The organism is Kribbella sp. NBC_01245 (assembly GCF_036226525.1).
Lineage (GTDB): Bacteria > Actinomycetota > Actinomycetes > Propionibacteriales > Kribbellaceae > Kribbella.
The window spans coordinates 4,115,517-4,134,748 of record NZ_CP108487.1 but is presented as its reverse complement, the minus strand read 5'-3'; the positions used below and the strand labels follow the sequence as shown (position 1 = coordinate 4,134,748).

The window sequence follows — 19,232 nt, the reverse complement described above, 5'->3', positions numbered from 1 at the left end:
GTGCTCCGGTCGCAAAACCCGGAACACCCGCCTGAAGCGGCTACTGGACGTCGATGGACCTCAGCCAGCGGTACGCCGACTTGATGCTGGAGTACGGCGAGACGTAGACCACGCGGACATCGGCGTCGACCGAGGCGTTCCAGTTCGCGTAGTAGTACCCGGTGCTGGTGGTCGTCGCGGAGGCGACCGTCGAGTACGGCGCGGCCGGGTTGGCCTTCGGACGGGTCTGCACGAGCACCTTCTGACCGGCGAACGGACCGGTCTTGCCGCTGCTGAACATCACCGTCAGACGCCCATAGGTGGACATCTTCGAGCCGGGCCTGATCACGCCACCCGCGGTCGGGCCGGCCGTACCCGTGATGGTGGTCGGGCGCGGTGCCAGCTTCAGGGCGACGGTGGTGAAGGCGTACGCCACCTGGGTGCTGCCCGGGTTCACCACGACGTCCACGTATCCGCCCAGCGGCTTGACCGTCGCCGAGAAGCGGCCATAGGCGTTCGTGCGGGTATAGCCGAGCGTGGTCTGGCCACTGCGGAAGGCGACCACCTTGTTGGCCAGGGCAACTACTGCGCCACTTGCGGTGTACTGCGTCGCGGAGCCGGCGATGGTCGCGGACTGGCCGGGAAGGATCGCTGCCGACGTGTGCGAGGCGGTGACCTTACTGCTTCGCTTCACGGAGAAGGCAACGGGCGTGGCGAGCTTGTGGCTCTGTGCGCCCTGATGGACGTCAGTGATCAGCCAGTTGCTCGCGCCAACGGCCAGCGACACCTGGAACGTGCCGTACGTGCCCAGGAAGTCAGGGTGCTCCTGCAGAGTCGGCAGCGCGACCTTCTGCCGGAGAGTGCCGTCGGTCTTCTGGACGGTTAGAGCGGCGTCCGAGCACAGTGCCCAGGGGAGGACGAGGTTGACCCGGGCCGGCTTGTCGGTCAGGGCAACGATGCTGCTCACGCGCGGGGTCGCCTGCTGGAGGCACCTGTTCTCCGGCGGTTTGCCCGCGATCCGGACGTCGACGCTCGCGTTCGACGGCGCGGGGCGCGGTGCACTCGGCTGGAGTCGCAGCCCGACGATGGCGCTGTACTGCATCGGGTAGGTGATCGAGTACCGGCCGGCGGCGTCGGTCTTCGCGGACTTCACGGGGTTGGTGGTGAAGACCGTGTGGCCGGAGCCGAGCGGTACCAGCTTCACGCCGGCGCCGTCCTGGGCGTAGACCTTCGCGATGCCCTTGAGGACGGGCGTCTGACCGCTCGCCACGTACAGCGGCGAGGCGTCCGGAATGAGCTTCGTGGCGCGCAGCACCTCGACGCTGGCGGCGGGTGAGACCGGCGCGGACTGGGTGCCGTAGTTCAGGGCCGTGATCTTCCAGATCCCCGCGCCATCCGAGACCGGTACAGGGATGTCCCCGTCGCTGTAGGTCGCCGTTCCGCCGGTGCCCGGCCAGTAGCTCCCGAAGGGAACCTTCACGACCGTGCCGTTCGGCCGGGTGACCGTCACGGAACCACCGGCCGTGCAGTCCGCGCCGAACTGGACGAAGCGCACGGACGTGGCCTTGTCGGCCATCACGGCGCCGTCGGAGAACTGCAGGTTCGCGCTATTCAGGCAGCCGGCCGGGTCGGCCGAGGCTGCGGGGGCAAAGGCGAGCCCGGCGGCCATCACGGCTCCCGCACCCACAAGTCCGTTGATACGTCGAATCATCCTCATACCCCTATAGAGGGCACCCAGGCGGGAAAGGTTATGAACTCATACCCTGAGAGTGACCGAGGGACGGACGGGGAGGCGGCGGCGGGGTGGGGCGGATAGGGTGGCCCAACGTGACCGAGACGCAGACGGAGAACCGCACACGGGCGCGCTTCGAGGTACCTGAGGAGCTGCGTGGTGATGTGCGCCTGCTGGGCGAACTGCTGGGGCTGGTGCTGGTCGAATATGCGGGCCAGCCGCTGCTCGACGACGTGGAGCGCCTGCGCGAGCTGACCATCGCCGGGGACGGGGCGGCCGCTGAGCAGCTGGTCGCGTCCTGGCCGGATGAGCGTGCTGAGGATGTCGCTCGCGCGTTCACCTGCTACTTCCACCTGACGAACCTGAGCGAAGAGCTGCACCGCGCTCGGGTTTTGCGCCAGCGTGACCGGGAGGGCGATGCGCCGACGACGTCGGAGCTGGCCCAGGCGGTCGAGCAGATCGGCGAGTCGAGTGGTGAGCAGCAGGTGCGGGCCCTGCTGAACGGGCTGGAGTTCCGCCCGGTCCTGACGGCCCACCCGACCGAGGCCCGGCGCCGCGCCGTGCTGGCGACCATCCGGCGCATCTCGGCGTTGCTGGAGGAGCGGGCCGACCCGCGCACCGGCGATTCCGAGCGCCAGGAGAACAGCCGCCGCCTGCTGGAGCAGGTCGACATCCTCTGGCGTACGTCGCAACTGCGCACCAGCCGTCCGACCCCGCTGGACGAGGTCCGTTCGGCGATGGCCGTGTTCGAGGAGACCCTGTTCGACGTCATCCCGTCGGTTTATCGGCGGCTGGACGACGCGCTGGCCGGTGATGCCGCGGGGACGCGCGTGCCCGCGGTGGCGCCGTTCGTGAAGCTCGGGTCGTGGATCGGCGGCGACCGGGACGGCAACCCGAACGTCACCGCCGCCATCACCCGCGAGGCGATGCAGATCCAGGCCGACCACGTGTTGCGCTCGCTGGAGTTCGCGACCGACCGGCTCGGCCGCGCGCTGACCCTCGACGCGGCGACGACCCCGCCGTCGGCGCCAGTCCGCCGCATCCTGGAGGACGCTCGCGCGCAGGCGCCGGAGTTGCTCGCGGATATCGAGACGCGTTCGCCCTCCGAGCCCCACCGGCAGCTCCTGCTCTTGGCCGCTCGCCGGCTGGCCGCCACCCGCGCTCGCGACGCCGACTTCGGCTACCCGCGCGCCTCGGACTACTTGCACGAGCTGAAGGTCTTGCAGGACTCGCTGGTCTCGGCGGGCGCTCCGCGGCAGGCGTACGGCGAGTTGCAGCAGCTGATCTGGCAGGTCGGGTCCTTCGGCTTCCACCTGGCCGAGCTCGAGGTTAGGCAGCACTCGTCCGTGCACGCGAAGGCGCTGTCCGAGGTGCTGGGCGGCGGCGAGTTGTCCGACCAGACCGAGGAAGTGCTCGCCACGCTGCGGGTCATCGGCCAGATCCAGCAGCGATTCGGCCCCGAGGCCTGCCGCCGGTACGTCGTGTCATTCACCCGGAACGCGGCCGACCTCGCCGCCGTCTACGAGCTGGCCGACGCGGCGATGGACGGACGGCCGATCGAGCTCGACGTCGTACCGCTGTTCGAGACCGGCGAGGACCTGCAGAACTCGGTCGAGGTCCTCGACCACGCGATCCAGCTGACCCGGGTCCGCCACCGCCTCACCGCGAACGACCGGCGGTTCGAGGTCATGCTCGGCTACTCCGACTCCGCGAAGGACGTCGGGCCCGTCTCGGCAACACTCGCGCTGTACGACGCTCAGGCGCGTATTACCGCTTGGGCCCAGCGCAACGCGATCCGGCTGACGCTGTTCCACGGACGTGGTGGTGCGCTCGGTAGAGGCGGCGGCCCGGCCAACCGCGCCGTACTGGCTCAAGCCCCTGGATCGGTCTCTGGCCGGTTCAAGCTCACGGAGCAGGGTGAGGCCATCCCCGCCCGGTACGGCGTCGCTGCCATCGCACAGCGCCACATCGAGCAGGTGACGGCTGCAACCCTCCTGGCGTCTACCCCGGCGGTAGAGGAACGTGCGGCCAAGGCGGCCAACCGTTTCGCCGACGTGGAGAAGGTCCTGGACGAGGCGGCCCGTACGACGTACCACCGGCTAGTGCGGGCTGAAGGCTTCGCCGAGTGGTTTGGCCGGGTGACGCCGCTGGAGGAGCTCGGGTCGCTCCCGATCGGCTCCAGGCCGGCACGCCGCGGTGTGGCCGTGTCGTCGCTGGAAGACCTTCGCGCCATCCCCTGGGTGTTCGCGTGGTCGCAGGCGCGGGTGAACGCTCCCGGTTGGTACGGGCTCGGTTCGGCGCTTGCGGCCGTCGGCGACGTACAGGTGTTGCAGGAGGCCAACAAGCACTGGCCGTTGTTCCAGGTGATGCTGGAGAACGCCGAGATGTCCCTGGCCAAGACCGATCGCCGGATCCTGCAGCGCTACCTCGATCTCGGCGACCGGCCGGACCTGACCCAGCAGATGCTCGACGAGCACGCGCTGACGACGGAGTGGGTGCTCAAGGTGCTCGGCGGCGATCGGTTGCTCTCGGGCCGTCGCGTGCTCGGGCGTGCGGTCGAGCTGCGCAACCCGTACGTCGACGCCCTGTCGTACCTGCAGCTCCGGGCCCTCCGTACGCTGCGTACTGACGACACTCTGGACGAGACGCAGATCGAGCGGACCAGACGACTCCTGCTGCTCACGGTCTCGGGGGTTGCCGCCGGCCTGCAGAACACCGGCTGATGGAGCTCTCATGGACAACCCGTTCGGCGACCTTGACCGGCCGCCGCTGGACTCGCAGTACCTGACCCAGCGGCTGGTCCGGCCCGGCGCGTTGTGGACCGCGATCGAGGTGCTCGCGGAGACCGAGTCGACGAACGCGGTCGTGGCTGAACGGGCCCGGGAAGGCGCTGCCGAAGGCTTGGTTGTGGCCGCCGAGTACCAGTCGGCTGGACGCGGGCGAATGGGCCGTACGTGGACCACGCCTGCGCGGTCGGCGCTGCTCTTCTCGGTGTTGTTGCGGCCGTCGGACGTTTCGCCCGCGAGGTGGCCGTGGTTGGGCCTGCTCGCGCCCTTGGCGGTGGCCGCGGCGGTGCGCTCGGTGGCGGAGATTCCGGCGCTGGTGAAATGGCCCAACGACGTACTGCTGGATGACCGCAAACTCGCCGGCATCCTGCTCGAACGCGTCGACACCCCGGACGGCCCGGCCGCCGTCGTCGGCATCGGGCTGAACGTCACCTTGCGCGAGGACGAACGCCCGCACCCGGCCGCGACCTCGCTCGCCATCGAGGCGGCGGCGACCACGGACCGCGTGACCGTACTCTCGGCGATCCTGCGCGACCTCGCCACCCGCTACCAGGACTGGTCCGCCGCGAAGGGCGATCCGGCCCAACTGCTGGCCGACTACACCGAACTCTCGGCCACCTTCGGCCGCGACGTACGCGTCGAACTCCCCGACGGCACCACCCTCATCGGCACCGCCACCGGCCTCGACCCCGAAGGCCGCCTACTCGTGCAAACGGGGTCCGGCCCCCGCCCTCTAGCCGCAGGGGACGTCACCCACCTTCGCGCGATCTAGCTGGTGAAGAGTTTGGCCGCCGTGATGAGGGTTTGGACGATGCCGTAGCCGAGGAGGACGGCTACCAAGGCCCAGGAGATGACCAGGCGGGCGGTTTGGCCGGTGGGGGTGTCGTTCATGCGTGGCTCCCGGCGGTCTCGGATTCGGTTTTCTCGTGGTGGCGGGCGGCGACTGGGCGGATTAGGAGGTTCGCGATGAAGCCGATCGCTAGTACGCCGACCATCGTGAACAGTGCCGGCCGATAGGCGTCGGCCGTCAGCGTTCCCGGTTTGCCCTCGCGGTCGAGGAAGCCGTTGATGATCAGCGGTCCGGCCACGCCCGCGAGCGACCAGGCGGTGAGCAGCCGGCCGTGGATCGCGCCGACCTGGTACGTGCCGAAGAGGTCGCGCAGATACGCCGGTACGGTCGCGAAACCCCCGCCGTAGAAGGACAGGATGACGGCCGCGAGCGCGACGAAGACCAGCGTGCTGCTACTGCCGATCGAGGCCAGCAGGAAGTAGAACACCATGCCGACGCCGAGGTACATCGCGTAGATCGGCTTGCGCCCGATGACGTCCGACGTCGACGACCAGGCGAATCGGCCCGCCATGTTGAAGATCGACAGCAGACCGACGAACCCGGCCGCGGCGGCGACCGCCACCGAGGACTTGCCGTCGGTGCGGAAGAAGTCCTGGATCATCGGGCTGGCCTGCTCGAGGATGCCGATCCCGGCCGTGACGTTGCAGAGCAGGACGGTCCAGAGCAGCCAGAACTGCGGCGTACGAATGGCGTTCGCGGCGGAGACGTTGGCCGTCGTGACGAGCGGTTTCGCCTTCACCGACGCCGGATCGAACCCCGCGGGCTTCCAGCCGGGAGCCGGGACGCGGATGTTGAAGACGCCGAACATCATCACCAGGAAATACCCGATGCCGAGGGTGAGGAACAGCCCGACCAGGGCACCACTGCCGGCCACGGAGGACGAGACCTTCGGGTCATACCCCGCGTCGTACATCGAGAGCAGTTGCCTGGAGAGCGGGCTTGCGACCAGGGCACCACCGCCGAAACCCATGATGGCCAGGCCGGTCGCGAGGCCCGGGCGATCCGGGAACCACTTGATCAGCGTCGAGACGGGGGAGATGTAGCCGATGCCCAGGCCGATACCGCCGATGAAGCCGTAGCCGAGGTAGACCAGCCACAACTGGCCGGTGGCGATACCGAGCGCGCCGACGGCGAATCCGCTGGCCCAGAAGGAGGCCGAGACGAACATCGCCTTGCGCGGGCCGTTGCGTTCCACCCAGGTGCCGCCGATCGCGGCCGACAACCCGAGCATCACGATGGCGATGCTGAAGATGACGCCGATGGCGGTCTGGCTGGTGTCGAAATGCTTGACCAGTGAGGTTTTGTACACGCTGGTCGCATAGGCCTGGCCGATGCACAGGTGAACGGCTAGGGCGGCTGGCGGGATCAGCCAGCGGCTATAACCGGGTGGCGCGATCGTGTGCTCGCGGTCCAATACCGAGAAGATGCCCATGACAACCTTTCCGGAATACAGAATCCCCCGGCCGAGATCTTCTATCGGGACCGGCCGGGTTGGGAAGCCCTATCCCAGGTTCTTTGCGCTAAGCGGTAGGAACCGGCCGCTGAGGTGCAGCCGTTCACCCCGTGGCCCTGCCAGACTGTGCGTATGGCGATTTCGGCGAAACTGCTGGGCGAGGACGAGTACGTCGTCGCGAGTACCCGTACGCACTGGAAGGCCCTGATCATCCCGGCGCTGGTGCTGATCCTGGTGGCCGGCGGCGGTGGCGTCCTGGTCGCGATCATCCCGGCCGGTGGGCTGCAGACCCCGTTGCGGATCCTGATCGGCGCGGTCGCGCTGGTGGCGTTCGCGATCTGGGTGCTGAAGCCGTTCCTCGGCTGGTACTTCTCGACCTACACGCTGACCAACCGGCGCATGATCACCCGCCACGGCGTGCTGAACCGCACCGGCCGGGACATCCCGCTGATGCGGATCAACGATGTGTCGTACGAGCACCACCTGATGGACCGGCTGCTCGGTTGCGGCACGCTGATGATCGAATCGGCCGGCGAGCGTGGTCAGGTGATCCTGCCGGACGTGCCGCACGTCGAGCGGATCCACCTGAAGATGTCGGACCTGCTCTTCGGCGGCCCGGACGGCAAGACCGGCGACGGCTTCCTGGACGACGAACAGCCGCAGCGGCAGCCCGAACAGCGCCCTCGCGGAACCGACGCCGCGACCCTCTTCAACTCAGAAGAAGACAAGCCCTAGCGGGTAAGGAGAAGCTCAGCGGACGGCCGGGAGGTCGCCGGTGTCCTCGGTCAGTTGCTGCAGCTTCTCATCGCTGAAAGGGATTTCCTTCTCCACCTCGTCAAGCGCGATCTCCTCACGGAAGACCCACTTGCGGTACGACCAGAAACGGAACAGCGTGCCCAGGCCGAGGCCGACGAAGTTCGCCGCGATGTTGTCGGCGAGTGCGGTGTGCAGGTCCAGCACGTAGCGCGAGAACGCCAGGCAGGCCGACGCGATCAGCAGACCGACGCCGTTGAGCACGAAGAACAGCACGTACTCCCGGTGCAGGCCGGTGCGCTCGCGGTGCCGCCAGGTCCAGTGCCGGTTGCCCAGGTACGTCGCGATGGTTGCCGCGGTCACCGAGATGAACTTGGCCGTGACGGGCTTGTGATGCAGCATGCCCTCGCCGGCGTCACCGAAGACGAGCGGGTTGTCGAACACCAGCCAGTTGTAGATGGGCAGGTCGACGATGAGCCCGAGCAGGCCGACCAGACCGAACTTGGCCACCTCGTGCACCAGATGTTCGACCTGGCGGTACAGCGTCGTGACGATCTTCAAGGGGCCGTCGCGCTTTCTGTGATCTCTGCTTCTGTGAACTCTGCGTTAAGCGGGCAACTCTGCGTAGGAGCGCAAATACCCAGACTACCCATCAAGGGTCCATAGCACGAAAACGGCCCCGGCCCGGCCAAACCCAGCGTGCCGACCGACTACGCTCCGAGGGTGGAATTCTCGCGTGACGACCTACCCGTCGGAACCCCGGTCGTCGGCATGGTCGGTGGCGGCCAGCTGGCCCGGATGACCCAGGAGACCGCGATCGCGCTCGGCGTCCAGCTGCGGGTGCTCGCGGAGGGGCCCGCGGTCTCGGCCGCGCAGGCCGTCGCGGACGCGCCGGTGGGCGACTACCGCGACCCCGACGCCGTACGGCGCTTCGTCGCCGGGTGCGACGTGGTGACGTTCGACCACGAGCATGTGCCGACCGACCTGCTGCGTGAGCTCGAGGCCGCCGGGGTGGCGGTTCGGCCCGGTCCGGACGCGCTGGTGCATGCCCAGGACAAGGGCGTGATGCGCGAGCGGCTGGCCAAGATCGGCATTCCGTCGCCCGAGTTCGCGCTGGTCGCGGATGTCGCCGAGGCGGTCGCCTTCGCCGAACGCGTTGGCGGCTTCCCGATCGTGCTGAAGACCACGCGAGGCGGGTACGACGGCAAGGGCGTCTGGGTGGTGGACGACGCGAGCGAATGCACAGACGCGTTCGCGGCCGGCGTGCCGATCCTCGCCGAGGAGAAGGTCGACTTCGTCCGCGAGTTGTCCGCATTGGTTGTGCGCTCGCCGCATGGTCAGGCCGTGGCCTATCCGATCGTCGAGTCGGTCCAGATCGACGGGATCTGCGTCGAGGTCACCGCGCCGGCGCCCGGGCTCGACGCGGATCGCGCGGCGAAGGCCCAGCAGGGTGCACTACGCATTGCCGGTGAGCTGGGCGTTGTCGGGGTGCTCGCAGTGGAGATGTTCGAGGCCCGCGACGGCCGGTTGCTGGTCAACGAACTGGCGATGCGCCCGCATAACACTGGCCACTGGTCGATCGAAGGCGCGGTCACCTCGCAGTTCGAGAACCACCTCCGCGCCGTACTGGATCTGCCGCTGGGATCGCCCGCCGCGCGTGCGCCGTACACCGTGATGGTGAACGTGCTCGGCGGTGACGTCGCGGATATGCACAAGGGCCTGCTGCACTGCATGGCCCGCGATCCCGAGCTGAAGGTCCACTTCTACGGCAAGCCCGTGAAGCCCGGCCGGAAGGTGGGCCACGTGACGGCCTACGGCACGGACCTGGACGTTGTCCGCGAACGCGCGCGCCACGCGGCGGCGTACCTGACCGGCACCATCGATGAGTAGGAGCACTAAGTGAGCGCTGTCGTCGGGATCCTGATGGGGTCCGACTCCGACTGGCCGACGATGGAGGCGGCGGCGCGGGTTTGCCATGACTTCGGCGTGCCCTTCGAGGCGGACGTGTTGTCGGCGCACCGGATGGCCGAGGAGATGATCGAGTACGGCAAGGCGGCGCACGAGCGTGGGCTCAAGGTGCTGATCGCCGGTGCGGGTGGTGCCGCGCATCTGCCGGGCATGCTCGCGTCGGTCACGCCATTGCCGGTGATCGGGGTGCCGGTGCCGCTGAAGTACCTCGACGGAATGGACTCGCTGCTCTCGATCGTGCAGATGCCGGCCGGCGTTCCGGTCGCGACCGTGTCGATCGGGAACGCGCGTAATGCCGGCCTGCTGGCGGTCCGCATTCTCGCTACCTCGGATACCGCGTTGCAGGCCAAGATGACGGACTTCCAGAGGGATCTGGCGGAGCAGGCCAGAGCCAAAGGTGGTACGGTCCGAGCCGCTGTCGACGGGTTCGGTAAAGCCTGACAGCGGAGAGTTTCCACCAATGCGGGGTGGGTAATCGAAAGATCCCACCACCTGTCGTCTAAGGTCGTCGATCGTGACTCCGCCCGTTGAACCGGACACGCAGCGCATCCCGGTCCGTTACTGGATCTGGCTGCTCGGCGCTGCCGTCTCCCTGCTCGGCGACTACACGATGACGTTCGCCGTCGGCTGGTCCGCGACCCAGTACGGCGGTCGTGTGGCCGGGCTCGTGCTTTTGCTGATGGTGGCACCGCGCGCGGTGCTGCTGCTGATCGGTGGTGCCGTCGGCGACCGCTTCGGCGCGCCGCGCGTGCTGCTCGCCAGTTGCGTCGCGATGTTCGTCCTGACCGCGGCGCTGGTGCCGGCCAGTCTCGAATTCGGTGAGCCGATCTGGCTGCTGATCGTCACCAGCTTCGGCCTCGGTGTGATCGAGGCCTTCTTTTTGCCGTCGTACCGGTCAATGCCGCGACTGCTGGTGCCGACCTCCGTCGTACCGCGCGCACTGGCCAGCCTGCAGGTGCTCGGCGTGCTCTTCGCCGTCTGCGGTACGGCGATCGGTGGTCTGGTCGTCGGCTGGGCCGGCTTGAAGGCCGCGTCCGGGCTGAACGCGATCACCTTCCTGGTGATGATCGCGACCCTGGTGATCATTCGCGGTACGACGCAGCAGCACGGCGCCACCGGGACCAGGATTCTGCGCTCGATCGGCGACGGGCTGAAGGTGGCCTTCGGCAACCCGCTGACCCGGACGCTGCTGATCGTGATGCTGATCGCGTACGGCCTGCTGCAGCCGATGGACGGGCTGCTGCTACCGCTGCTGGCTCGCGATCATGGCTGGAGCGCCTCGACCGCGGCCCTGCTGCTGTCGTGTCGTGCCCTTGGCGTCGGCATCATCGCGCTGCGCATCATGACCAGGGGAGCGTTCGCCCGGCCCGGCCTGGTCGCGCCGTTCGGCCTGGTGATCGCGGGGGTCGGGCTCTTCGGCCTGTCGGAGCTGGAGGCACTGCCGCTGGCGATCGCCTCGGCCATGATCAGCGGTATCGGCGTCGGCGTCTTCACCGGTCACCTGCTGCCGCTGCTGATGAACTCGGTCGAGAAGGAGTACCAGTCCCGCCTGCAGTCCGTGGTGGTGCTGTGCCAGAGCTCAGCCGTCGTGATCATGAATCCGCTACTCGGCACCTTCGCCGACCTCAACGCCATCGGCATCACCGGCGTCTGCCTAGGCGTCGGCATCGCCTCCGCCCTCCTAGGCGTAATCGCCCTGAACCGCCCCATCTTCCGCAACGCCACGGTCTAACCTCTCTTTTTTTCATTCATTCGTCGCATTCCGCACTCTGCCGTCCGCTCACCTGCACAGGTCCGCTGGGCTGAGAGGGCGGAATGCGACGAATGAATGCAAAAAAGAGAGGACCGCCCCTCGCGCCGGATTGGCGGAGGGGCGGTCCTCGGTCGGGACTAGGGTTTGCCGGGGGCTCGGTAGATCCAGCCGGCGGTTCGCCAGGCGATGGGGTCGAGGCTGAGGCGGGCGTCGACGATGACGGGGGACTCGACGACGGACTTGAGCTGGTTCGGGTCGAGTTCGCGGAATTCGGGCCACTCGGTCAGGTGCAGCACCAGGTGGGCGCCTTCGCAGGCCTCGGCGGCGGAGGCGGCGTACCGCAGGGTCGGGCGGACCCGGCGCGCGTTGTCCATCGCCTCGGGGTCGTAGACCGTGACGGTGGCGCCGTGCAGCTGGATGCGGCCGGCCACGTCGAGGGCGGGCGAGTCGCGGACGTCGTCCGTGCCGGCCTTGAAGGCGGCACCGAGGACGGTCACGTTCCGGCCGACCCAGTCGGCGCCGAGCAGCTCGTGGGTCAGGTCGACGATGCGCGAACGGCGTCGCCGGTTGATGTCGTCGACCTCGCGGAGCAGCGTGATGACCTCTTCGACGCCGATCTCGCCCGCGCGGGCCATGAACGCGCGCAGGTCCTTCGGCAGGCAGCCGCCGCCGTACCCGGGGCCGGCGTTGAGCATGCCGCGGCCGATCCGCTTGTCGAAACCGAGCGCGTCGGCCAGCTGGGTGACGTTGGCGCCGGTCGCGTCGCACATCTCGGCCATCGCGTTGATGAAGGAGATCTTCGTGGCCAGGAAGGCGTTCGCGCCGCCCTTGACCAGCTCGGCCGTCGGGCGGTTGCACACCACGACGGGCGTGCCGTCGGCGATCGGCGTCGCGAAGACCTCGCGCAGCACGGCCTCGGCCTTGGTGGACTCGACCCCGAAGACGAGGCGGTCGGGCCGCAGGGTGTCGTCGACGCCGTGCGCCTCGCGGAGGAACTCGGGCTGCCAGGCGACCTCGATCGCCGCACCGGCGGGGGATTCGGTCTGGAAGCGCTGCTCGATCTTGGCCGACGTACCGACCGGGACGGTGGACCGGCCGACCACCAGAGTCGGCTGGGTCAGCAGATGCGCGAGCATGTCGACCACGGAGTTGACCTGGGACAGGTCCGCCGCGTCACTGCCGTCGGTCTGCGGGGTGCCGACGCAGATGAAATGTACGTCGGCCCAGTCGGCGATCTCGCGGTAGTCGTTGGTGAACCGCAGCCGGCCGGACTCGGTATGCGTCTTCAGCAGCGGATCCAGACCCGGCTCGTACAGCGGCGCGCGCCCCTCGTTCAGCAGCTTGAGGCGGTGCTCGTCGATCTCGACGCCGATCACGTCGAAACCGAATTCGGCCATTCCCGCGGCGGTGTTGGCGCCGAGGTAGTTGGTACCGATGACAGAGATGCGCAGAGGGCGGTCAGCCGGGGTCGAACCTTGGGTCATGCGGGCGACTCTACCCATCCCGGTAACGCGCGCGTGACCGGATCGTGTCCAAGCAGCGACCGAGTGCGTTCTGTCACTTTCCGGCGTCACCGTCTCCCGGCACGAGCGGGTTCGTCGTAGATTGCGACTCGTGAGTAACTCTTTCGACCTTTACGCGCTGTCCGAGGAGCACCAGGCCATCCGCGAGGCGGTGCGCGCGGTCTGTGACGCCAAGGTCGCGCCGCACGCCGGTGACGTGGACGAACTGGCCGAGTTCCCCAAGGCGTCGTACGACGCGCTGAAGGCGGCCGACTTCCACGCGCCGCACATCCCCGAGCAGTACGGCGGCGCCGGCGCGGACGCGCTCGCGACGGTGATCGTGATCGAGGAGGTCGCGCGGGCGTGTGCCTCGACCTCGCTGATCCCGGCCGTGAACAAGCTCGGCTCGTTGCCGCTGCTGCTCTCGGGGTCCGACGAGGTCAAGCAGGCGTACTTGCCGCCGGTGGCCGCGGGTGACGCGATGTTCTCGTACTGCCTTTCGGAGCCGGAGGCCGGTTCGGACGCCGTCTCGATGAAGACGCGGGCGGTGCTCGACGGCGACCACTACGTGCTCAACGGCGTGAAGCGCTGGATCACCAACGCCGGCGTCAGCGAGTACTACACGGTCTTCGCGGTGACCGACCCGGACGCGCGCTCTCGCGGCATCAGCGCGTTCGTGGTGGAGAAGTCCGACGACGGCGTCAGCTTCGGCGCCCCGGAGAAGAAGCTCGGCATCAAGGGGTCGCCGACGCGTGAGGTCTACCTCGACAACGTGCGCATTCCCGTGTCGCGGCTGATCGGCGATCCCGGCACCGGCTTCGGTACGGCGATGTCGACGCTCGACCACACCCGCGTCACGATCGCCGCGCAGGCCCTCGGTATCGCGCAGGGTGCTCTCGACTACGCCCTCGGATATGTCCAGGAGCGCAAGCAGTTCGGCAAGGCGATCGCGGAGTTCCAGGGCCTGCAGTTCATGCTCGCGGACATGGGTATGAAGATCGAGGCGGCCCGCCAGTTGACGTACGCCGCCGCGGCCCGTTCCGAGCGAGGCGATTCCGATCTGACGTACTTCGGCGCCGCCGCGAAGTGCTTCGCCTCGGACGTCGCGATGGCCGTCACCGTGGACGCCGTACAACTCCTTGGTGGTTACGGCTACACCCACGACTACCCGGTCGAGCGCATGATGCGCGACGCCAAGATCACCCAAATCTACGAAGGCACCAACCAGGTCCAGCGCATCGTCATGGCCCGCCAACTCCTCAAGGGGCTCTAAACGCCTTCCAGGATGTCGATGCCGTCGACGGTGAACGCGCCCGACACGACTGTGACTGACAGGGTGTGGGGGTCGGCAGCCTTGAGTCCACGCAGCCAATGTGACGTCTGGCGGGTGCCGGTGGCTCCGACCGTGACTCGCTGGGCGGGTGCGCCGTCGACGGACACGTCGAGGGTGGCCGGTGCGGTCGCTCCGAAGATGTTGAGCCCCGTACCGCGGAACGGCACCGTCAACGACGCACCTGCGCTGAGGACGTGCAGCGTTCGGTTGTAGTTAGCGAAACCCACTTGCTGGAACTGCGCCGCACCGGTGTAGGCGAGGCCGGGAGAAGTGTCGTCCAGCTTGTCCGAACGCCACGCATGCCCCTCGACCGGTACGACCGAGAGATTGTCCCAGCTGTTCTGGTAGTAGCCGGAAGTCAGTGCGAGACGACCGGCCATGACCGTGTTCGGGGCCGAGTCGGTCCAGGTCGTCAGCTCGGAACCATCCACCGCCGGGGTGATCTGGTTCTCCTTCGCCTCCAGCGAGATGCGGTGCCAGGCATCCGGGTCGAAGCCCGCGATGCTGCCCGAGGCGACGACCTTATCGAGCTTGCGCAGTTGCCATTCGCCGGCGGGGGACAGGCGCAAGGCGTAGGTGGCGAGATCCGATCCCTGGGTGACCACGTGCCGCACACCCAGCCCGGCGAAGTTGGGAAGGTTGGGGTTCCGGACCAACGGGTCGAAGCGCACATCGACCGACGCGCGGTAGTTCGCCCAGGTGTGGTCGCCCAGGATCGTCGCCGGTGCCGCCGTCGAGAGCTGGTTCATGGACCCGTCGCCCCAGGGGTTCCAGGTGTAGCCGCGGTTGTCGGCGTGGATGCGTTGCTGGAGGACGTGGTTCCGGCTGCCGTCGCCGGAGTCGACCACCTCGAAGGCGCCGTTCTGGTCGGCCGTGTAGCGCGGTGTGCCTCCTCGCCGCTCCAGGTAGGTCATGTCGACGCCGTTGACGTTCTCGGTGGCGTAGCCGGCGTACTCGAAGTCATCGGCATACGGGAGCGCAAGCGGTGAATTCTCGGCGCTCGGCGCGTACTCACCACTGGTGTATTCCTTGGCCGACTGGTGGATCCCGCGGGGTTGTGACGACATGGTGAGCAGCGAGTACGGCTCGACCTTGATGCGATACACGAAGTACTTGCTGCCGTCGTCGCCGGTCTCCGAGCGCACCGGCGTGACGTAGCCGATGTTCTTGAAGTGGTTCACGTCGACGGGTTGCTTGGCGGCGTCGTCCGGTCCCTTGGTCTGCCACAGGTAGAGGGGCGTCCTCGACGTGGTGCCGAGATCGGTCACCTTGACCTCGAAGTACCGGGCCTTGCTGGTGTTGTTGGCGTGGACCTGGGCGAAGTCGGTGCGGTCGGCCTTAGCGTCGGCCGGCTTGGCCGGCTCGCGCAGTGTCAGGTGCGTTCGGGTACTCGAGTCGACCGCGGTGCCGCCGTCGGCGAACGTTCCGTCGCCGTAACTGGCGCCCTCGATGTACTCCCACCCTTGGCCGATGAACTGCATGAAATGCCGTACCAGCGTGATCCCGACCCCGCCCTCGTAGTAGCCGGACCACGGGTCCGAGGCCCGGATCAGATGCTTGGGGGAGTACGACGATCCCTCATAGAGGGCGCTCACGGCCGGCTGAAAGAGGAAGGAGGTCATGTGCGCCGGGTTGTCACCGGAGCCGGACCACCGGTAGGCGTTGATGAATCGGTCGGCGATATCGACCGCGCCGACCGTTCCGCCGATCCCGCCACGCTCCGGTTGGGCGTTGATTCGGTACTCCGGGTCGATCATCGGCGCGACGCCCTCGGAGTAGATGATCTCTTTCCCGTACTCCTTGTTGAGCCTGGTGAGGTGCGGCCCACCCCCGATCGTGTAATGGATGCCGATGGCATCGACCTGGCTGAGTGCCTCGGGGCTGTTCAGGATTGCCTGGGAGACCGTTTCGCCGTTGCGGTAGGAGTCCATCGCGACGACTTTGATCTTGGAGTAGTCGTATCGCGCGTCGCCGGCCCGGGCGTCCGCCTGTAGCCGCTTCGCGAAGTCGACCACCCAGCCGAGCTCCGAGGAGAGGTGGTTCATGTTCACTTCGTTCTGCGACGGGCTGATGTAGTCGAACTTGATGCCGTACGCGTCGTACGCGGCGTCGATCGTCTCCTTGTACCAGCGGTACCGGTCGGCCGGCCGGTTACCGGTCCAGGACGGCTCGCCCCAGCGCAGCGCTTCGACCTTGAGGTGCGGGTTGATCGTCTTCGCGTCCGCGATGAGCCGGAAGCCGGCGCCACGAAGGACGTCTGCCGGTTCGTCCGCACTGCGCTTTGTCGCAGGCTCAGCGCCTGAGGAGGTGTTGGTGTCCGAGCCGAGCTCGACCTTCATGTGGTTCAGCCCCGCGCCGGTGCGCCGGTTGAACAGGAGGTTGAGGATCTTCCAGTAGGCCGCCGGGTTCTCCTCGCGATAGTCGAGCAACAGCCGCGACGTGTTGTTGCAGGAGACGGAACCGAAGCCACCGAAAACGTTGTAGGCGTCCCCGCCTGCATCTCGCTGCACATCGTCGCCGTCGACGACGATGTCCTTCCAGGCGGTGGCGTTGTCGCCGAACGACAGCTCTGGAAGCCCTTTCGCGGGACTCGTCGGCTCGCTGACCGAGATGGCGAAGGAGGGCGCGGTGGCCCAAACGGAGGTGACGATCAGCGCCATGGATATTGCCCGGCGCCACCGGGGGTTGACCACCATGCTCGTGCCTCCCACGATTCGACGGTTCGCATCCGACCGGCTCTGGCGGGTCCTCTGATCGCGATGCGGAGGAGACGAGCCTCGTCCGCGGCCGATGGCGGCAGCAAGAGTTCGAACGCACTCGATCAAAAACCGCCACAACCGCTCAACAGGCCTGGGCCTGCCGATCCCACCTCTGCTAGCGCTGCCGGGCCGACTGGGTGCGCCAGCCGTAGGGCGTTATGCCGGGAGGCTTGAAGACCGAGAGGATGACCGTGAGGAGCAGGACGGTCAGGCCGCCTATCGAGTGGAGCAGGGTTCCCGGCAACACGCGTGGGTCGGCAGCAGTTGCGGCCGCTCGGCCCAGGTGGGTGACGGTCGGGACTTCGGCCAGGAGGATGCCGGCGGCGAAGATGGTGAGCAGGAGCTTCACCAGCACCCAGTAGTGGCGCAGTAATCCCCAAGAGGTGCCGAGCGCGTTCACGGTTCCGATGATCACGGACGCGATGGCCAGCGGTGCGATGACGTACACGACGATCAGGCTCATCGCGACGTACGCGCCTCGTGCTGTCTGCGGGTCGTTGCTGGTGACGGCCGTGATGTCCAGGGCGAGATAGGCGAGTACGGCGCCTAACCAGCCGACCGAGGTGCTGATGTGCAGCGTCAGTACGGTCTTGCGCAGGCGCGGCGGCAAGCTCACTGTCAGCCGCCGGCCGGGTGGCCCAGCGTCGGGGCAGCCGCACTGGTTGGCGATCCGCTGCCGGTGTGCCGGCCCGGGCCGTGGTCGCCCCCGACGCCGGTGAGCATCGCGATCACGACCAGCAGCAGGATGATCGCGACGACAAGCGCGGACAGCTTCACCCAGCGAGGCATCCGTGGCGGACCGCTGCTGGGGCCGTGGCCCGAATCGGCATCTGCGGGGCCGGGACGGTTTGCCATGAGGGGCCTCCAGAGACTTCGCGAGGTCCCATCAGACCATTTTTCGATACACAGTGTCTATAGCACAGACGGTTCGTCCGAGTAGCGTCAACGCGTATGCTTCGAGCGTGCCCAAGCTATGGAGTGAGACGGTCGACGCGCATCGGCGCACCGTGCGGGAGGCGATCATGGAGGCGACCTGGGCGCTGGTGGCTGAGCGCGGCCCGCTGTCGGTGACGATGACCCAGGTTGCCGAGAGCGCGGGGGTTGGGCGCGCCACGCTCTACAAGTACTTCCCTGACGTCGAAGCGATCTTGGTCGCCTACCACGATCAACACGTCTCCAGTCATCTCGAGCAGCTGCTCCAGCTGGGTGATCAGGCCGGTGACCCGGCGCAACGGCTTCAAGCCGTGCTGACGCGCTACGCCCTCATTTGCCACCGCCGCAAACGGCATGGATCCGACGAGCTCGCAGCTCTCTTGCATCGGGACGGGCGGGTCGATCATGCCCAGCAGCGGCTGATCGCTCACTTTCAGGAACTCATCGCCGCGGCGGCCTCGAACGGCGATGTGCGGCGCGATCTGGCGCCGGATGAGCTTGCGAGTTACTGCGTTCACGCCCTCTCCGCGGCCGGCGACCTGGCCTCGGAAGCTGCGGTCAGTCGCCTCGTCGCGGTCACCATGGCCGGGCTGTCCGGCTAAACCTCCTCGGCCTGGTCGTAGGCGTTGAGTAGGCGGATTCGGGAGTTCTCAAGGTGGGTTCGCATGGCCTGTTCGGCGGCGGCCGGGTCGTGGTCGAGGATCGTGTCCCGGATCGCCTGGTGTTCGGTGGCCGTGACGTCGGCGATGCCGTGCCGGAAGTAGAGCCGGTACGAGTGGACGTGGGCGCGTAGCCGGTCCAGCGTTTCGGCGATGAGCGGATTGCCGCTCGCGCTCGCGATCGTGCGGTGCAGCTTCGCGTCCTCCTCGGCGAAGTCGCGGTACGCCTGATAGCTGTCGCCGTAGACGGCCGGCGTCATCGCCTCGATGGCGTCGTCGATGTCCTGGCGGTCGCGGTCCGACGCGTTGAGAGCGGCACGGGCGGCGGCCGCGGGCTCGAGCAACAGCCGGATGTCGTACAGATCGAGAAGGGCCTGGCGCCCGAGTAGCGGCGCGACCAAGTAGCCCGCGTTCGGCCGCCGGACCACCAAGCCCTCGGCTTCGCAGCGGAACAGCGCTTCGCGCACCGGCGTCGGCGAGACCTGCAGGTCCCGGGACAGGCCGTCGATCGACAGTCGCGTGCCGGGCTCCAAGTCGTGGTCCATCAGCAGGCGCTTGACCGACTCGTACACGCTCTCGCGCAGCATCAGCCGCGGCGCGGGCTGCAACTTGGGTGTCTGCCCTGGACTGACGCGCTGCTGGTCATCGCCCACCGAATTCCTCCTCCCGCTCCGCCTGGGCCCAACCCTAGTGGTGTGTCTTGCGCCATTGACACCCGGCCAGTCAGCTTCCAATATCGTATCCGATCCACGAGGACCTCCGCATCCGACGA

The 19,232-nt window shown here is 67.8% G+C and carries 17 protein-coding genes; 8 read left to right on the top strand and 9 right to left on the bottom strand.

What is annotated here, in order from left to right:
* Positions 1–40: 40 nt before the first annotated feature.
* Complete coding sequence (locus OG394_RS18325) at positions 41–1,690, bottom strand: hypothetical protein (protein ID WP_328996604.1); 1,650 nt, start codon at positions 1,688–1,690, stop codon at positions 41–43.
* A gap of 116 nt (positions 1,691–1,806) precedes the next feature.
* Here OG394_RS18325 and OG394_RS18320 point away from each other — a divergent pair, with 116 nt between their 5' ends.
* The gene (locus OG394_RS18320; protein WP_328996603.1) at positions 1,807–4,434 is read left to right on the top strand and encodes a phosphoenolpyruvate carboxylase; all 2,628 of its coding nucleotides are present in this window, start codon (positions 1,807–1,809) and stop codon (positions 4,432–4,434) included.
* A 10-nt stretch (positions 4,435–4,444) separates the two neighbouring features.
* A complete protein-coding gene (locus OG394_RS18315; protein WP_328996602.1) occupies positions 4,445–5,269 on the top strand; it encodes a biotin--[acetyl-CoA-carboxylase] ligase in 825 nt (274 codons plus the stop codon).
* Here the strand turns inward: OG394_RS18315 and OG394_RS18310 are convergent.
* Positions 5,266–5,388, bottom strand: a complete 123-nt coding sequence (locus OG394_RS18310; protein ID WP_328996601.1) for an MFS transporter small subunit — start codon at positions 5,386–5,388, stop codon at positions 5,266–5,268. The genes OG394_RS18315 and OG394_RS18310 overlap by 4 nt on opposite strands.
* Positions 5,385–6,779 carry an OFA family MFS transporter gene (locus OG394_RS18305; protein ID WP_328996600.1) on the bottom strand — a complete coding sequence of 465 codons (1,395 nt, stop codon included), beginning with the start codon at positions 6,777–6,779 and terminating at the stop codon, positions 5,385–5,387. Before OG394_RS18305 ends, OG394_RS18310 begins: the two co-directional genes overlap by 4 nt.
* Before the next feature lie 153 nt (positions 6,780–6,932).
* On the opposite strand from OG394_RS18305, the gene OG394_RS18300 reads away from it, so the two are divergent.
* Positions 6,933–7,535: a PH domain-containing protein gene (locus OG394_RS18300; RefSeq protein WP_328996599.1), complete on the top strand. Its 603-nt coding sequence runs from the start codon at positions 6,933–6,935 to the stop codon at positions 7,533–7,535.
* Between the two features lie 15 nt (positions 7,536–7,550).
* Here OG394_RS18300 and OG394_RS18295 read toward each other — a convergent pair whose 3' ends face one another.
* On the bottom strand, positions 7,551–8,114 hold the full coding sequence (locus OG394_RS18295; protein WP_328996598.1) for a GtrA family protein: 564 nt from the start codon (positions 8,112–8,114) through the stop codon (positions 7,551–7,553).
* A 162-nt stretch (positions 8,115–8,276) separates the two neighbouring features.
* Between OG394_RS18295 and OG394_RS18290 the strand changes: the two genes are divergently transcribed.
* From OG394_RS18290 to OG394_RS18280, 3 genes are all read left to right on the top strand, one after another.
* A complete protein-coding gene (locus tag OG394_RS18290) occupies positions 8,277–9,443 on the top strand; it encodes a 5-(carboxyamino)imidazole ribonucleotide synthase (protein WP_328996597.1) in 1,167 nt (388 codons plus the stop codon).
* Between the two features lie 33 nt (positions 9,444–9,476).
* Positions 9,477–9,962, top strand: coding sequence for a 5-(carboxyamino)imidazole ribonucleotide mutase (gene purE, locus OG394_RS18285; RefSeq protein WP_328996845.1), 486 nt, complete (start codon positions 9,477–9,479; stop codon positions 9,960–9,962).
* A 73-nt stretch (positions 9,963–10,035) separates the two neighbouring features.
* The gene (locus OG394_RS18280) at positions 10,036–11,253 is read left to right on the top strand and encodes an MFS transporter (RefSeq protein ID WP_328996596.1); all 1,218 of its coding nucleotides are present in this window, start codon (positions 10,036–10,038) and stop codon (positions 11,251–11,253) included.
* A 158-nt stretch (positions 11,254–11,411) separates the two neighbouring features.
* Here the strand turns inward: OG394_RS18280 and OG394_RS18275 are convergent, their stop codons facing one another.
* Complete coding sequence (locus OG394_RS18275) at positions 11,412–12,758, bottom strand: UDP-glucose dehydrogenase family protein (RefSeq protein WP_328996595.1); 1,347 nt, start codon at positions 12,756–12,758, stop codon at positions 11,412–11,414.
* A 130-nt stretch (positions 12,759–12,888) separates the two neighbouring features.
* On the opposite strand from OG394_RS18275, the gene OG394_RS18270 reads away from it, so the two are divergent.
* Positions 12,889–14,049 carry an acyl-CoA dehydrogenase family protein gene (locus OG394_RS18270; protein ID WP_328996594.1) on the top strand — a complete coding sequence of 387 codons (1,161 nt, stop codon included), beginning with the start codon at positions 12,889–12,891 and terminating at the stop codon, positions 14,047–14,049.
* On the opposite strand, the gene OG394_RS18265 is transcribed toward OG394_RS18270, so the two are convergent.
* The 3 genes from OG394_RS18265 to OG394_RS18255 form a co-directional block, all read right to left on the bottom strand.
* On the bottom strand, positions 14,046–16,820 hold the full coding sequence (locus OG394_RS18265) for a hypothetical protein (protein ID WP_328996593.1): 2,775 nt from the start codon (positions 16,818–16,820) through the stop codon (positions 14,046–14,048). The two genes, OG394_RS18270 and OG394_RS18265, sit on opposite strands and share 4 nt — an antisense overlap.
* 163 nt (positions 16,821–16,983) lie before the next feature.
* Positions 16,984–17,484, bottom strand: coding sequence for a DUF2269 domain-containing protein (locus OG394_RS18260; RefSeq protein WP_328996592.1), 501 nt, complete (start codon positions 17,482–17,484; stop codon positions 16,984–16,986).
* A gap of 2 nt (positions 17,485–17,486) precedes the next feature.
* Positions 17,487–17,723: a hypothetical protein gene (locus OG394_RS18255; RefSeq protein ID WP_328996591.1), complete on the bottom strand. Its 237-nt coding sequence runs from the start codon at positions 17,721–17,723 to the stop codon at positions 17,487–17,489.
* Positions 17,724–17,830: 107 nt separating this feature from the next.
* On the opposite strand from OG394_RS18255, the gene OG394_RS18250 reads away from it, so the two are divergent.
* Positions 17,831–18,403, top strand: a complete 573-nt coding sequence (locus OG394_RS18250; protein ID WP_328996590.1) for a TetR/AcrR family transcriptional regulator — start codon at positions 17,831–17,833, stop codon at positions 18,401–18,403.
* On the opposite strand, the gene OG394_RS18245 is transcribed toward OG394_RS18250, so the two are convergent.
* Positions 18,400–19,113 (bottom strand): GntR family transcriptional regulator, encoded by a 714-nt coding sequence (locus tag OG394_RS18245; RefSeq protein WP_328996589.1) that lies wholly within the window; start codon positions 19,111–19,113, stop codon positions 18,400–18,402. The genes OG394_RS18250 and OG394_RS18245 overlap by 4 nt on opposite strands.
* Between the last annotated feature and the right edge of the window lie 119 nt (positions 19,114–19,232).

What these genes read in the sequence shown, in the direction of transcription:
- OG394_RS18325 (WP_328996604.1), bottom strand. Translation starts at nt 1,690, where the DNA reads ATGATTCGACGTATCAACGGACTTGTGGGTGCGGGAGCCGTGATGGCC.
- OG394_RS18315 (WP_328996602.1), top strand. Translation starts at nt 4,445, where the DNA reads ATGGACAACCCGTTCGGCGACCTTGACCGGCCGCCGCTGGACTCGCAG.
- OG394_RS18310 (WP_328996601.1), bottom strand. Translation starts at nt 5,388, where the DNA reads ATGAACGACACCCCCACCGGCCAAACCGCCCGCCTGGTCATCTCCTGG.
- OG394_RS18305 (WP_328996600.1), bottom strand. Translation starts at nt 6,779, where the DNA reads ATGGGCATCTTCTCGGTATTGGACCGCGAGCACACGATCGCGCCACCC.
- OG394_RS18300 (WP_328996599.1), top strand. Translation starts at nt 6,933, where the DNA reads ATGGCGATTTCGGCGAAACTGCTGGGCGAGGACGAGTACGTCGTCGCG.
- purE (WP_328996845.1), top strand. Translation starts at nt 9,477, where the DNA reads ATGGGGTCCGACTCCGACTGGCCGACGATGGAGGCGGCGGCGCGGGTT.
- OG394_RS18275 (WP_328996595.1), bottom strand. Translation starts at nt 12,758, where the DNA reads ATGACCCAAGGTTCGACCCCGGCTGACCGCCCTCTGCGCATCTCTGTC.
- OG394_RS18255 (WP_328996591.1), bottom strand. Translation starts at nt 17,723, where the DNA reads ATGGCAAACCGTCCCGGCCCCGCAGATGCCGATTCGGGCCACGGCCCC.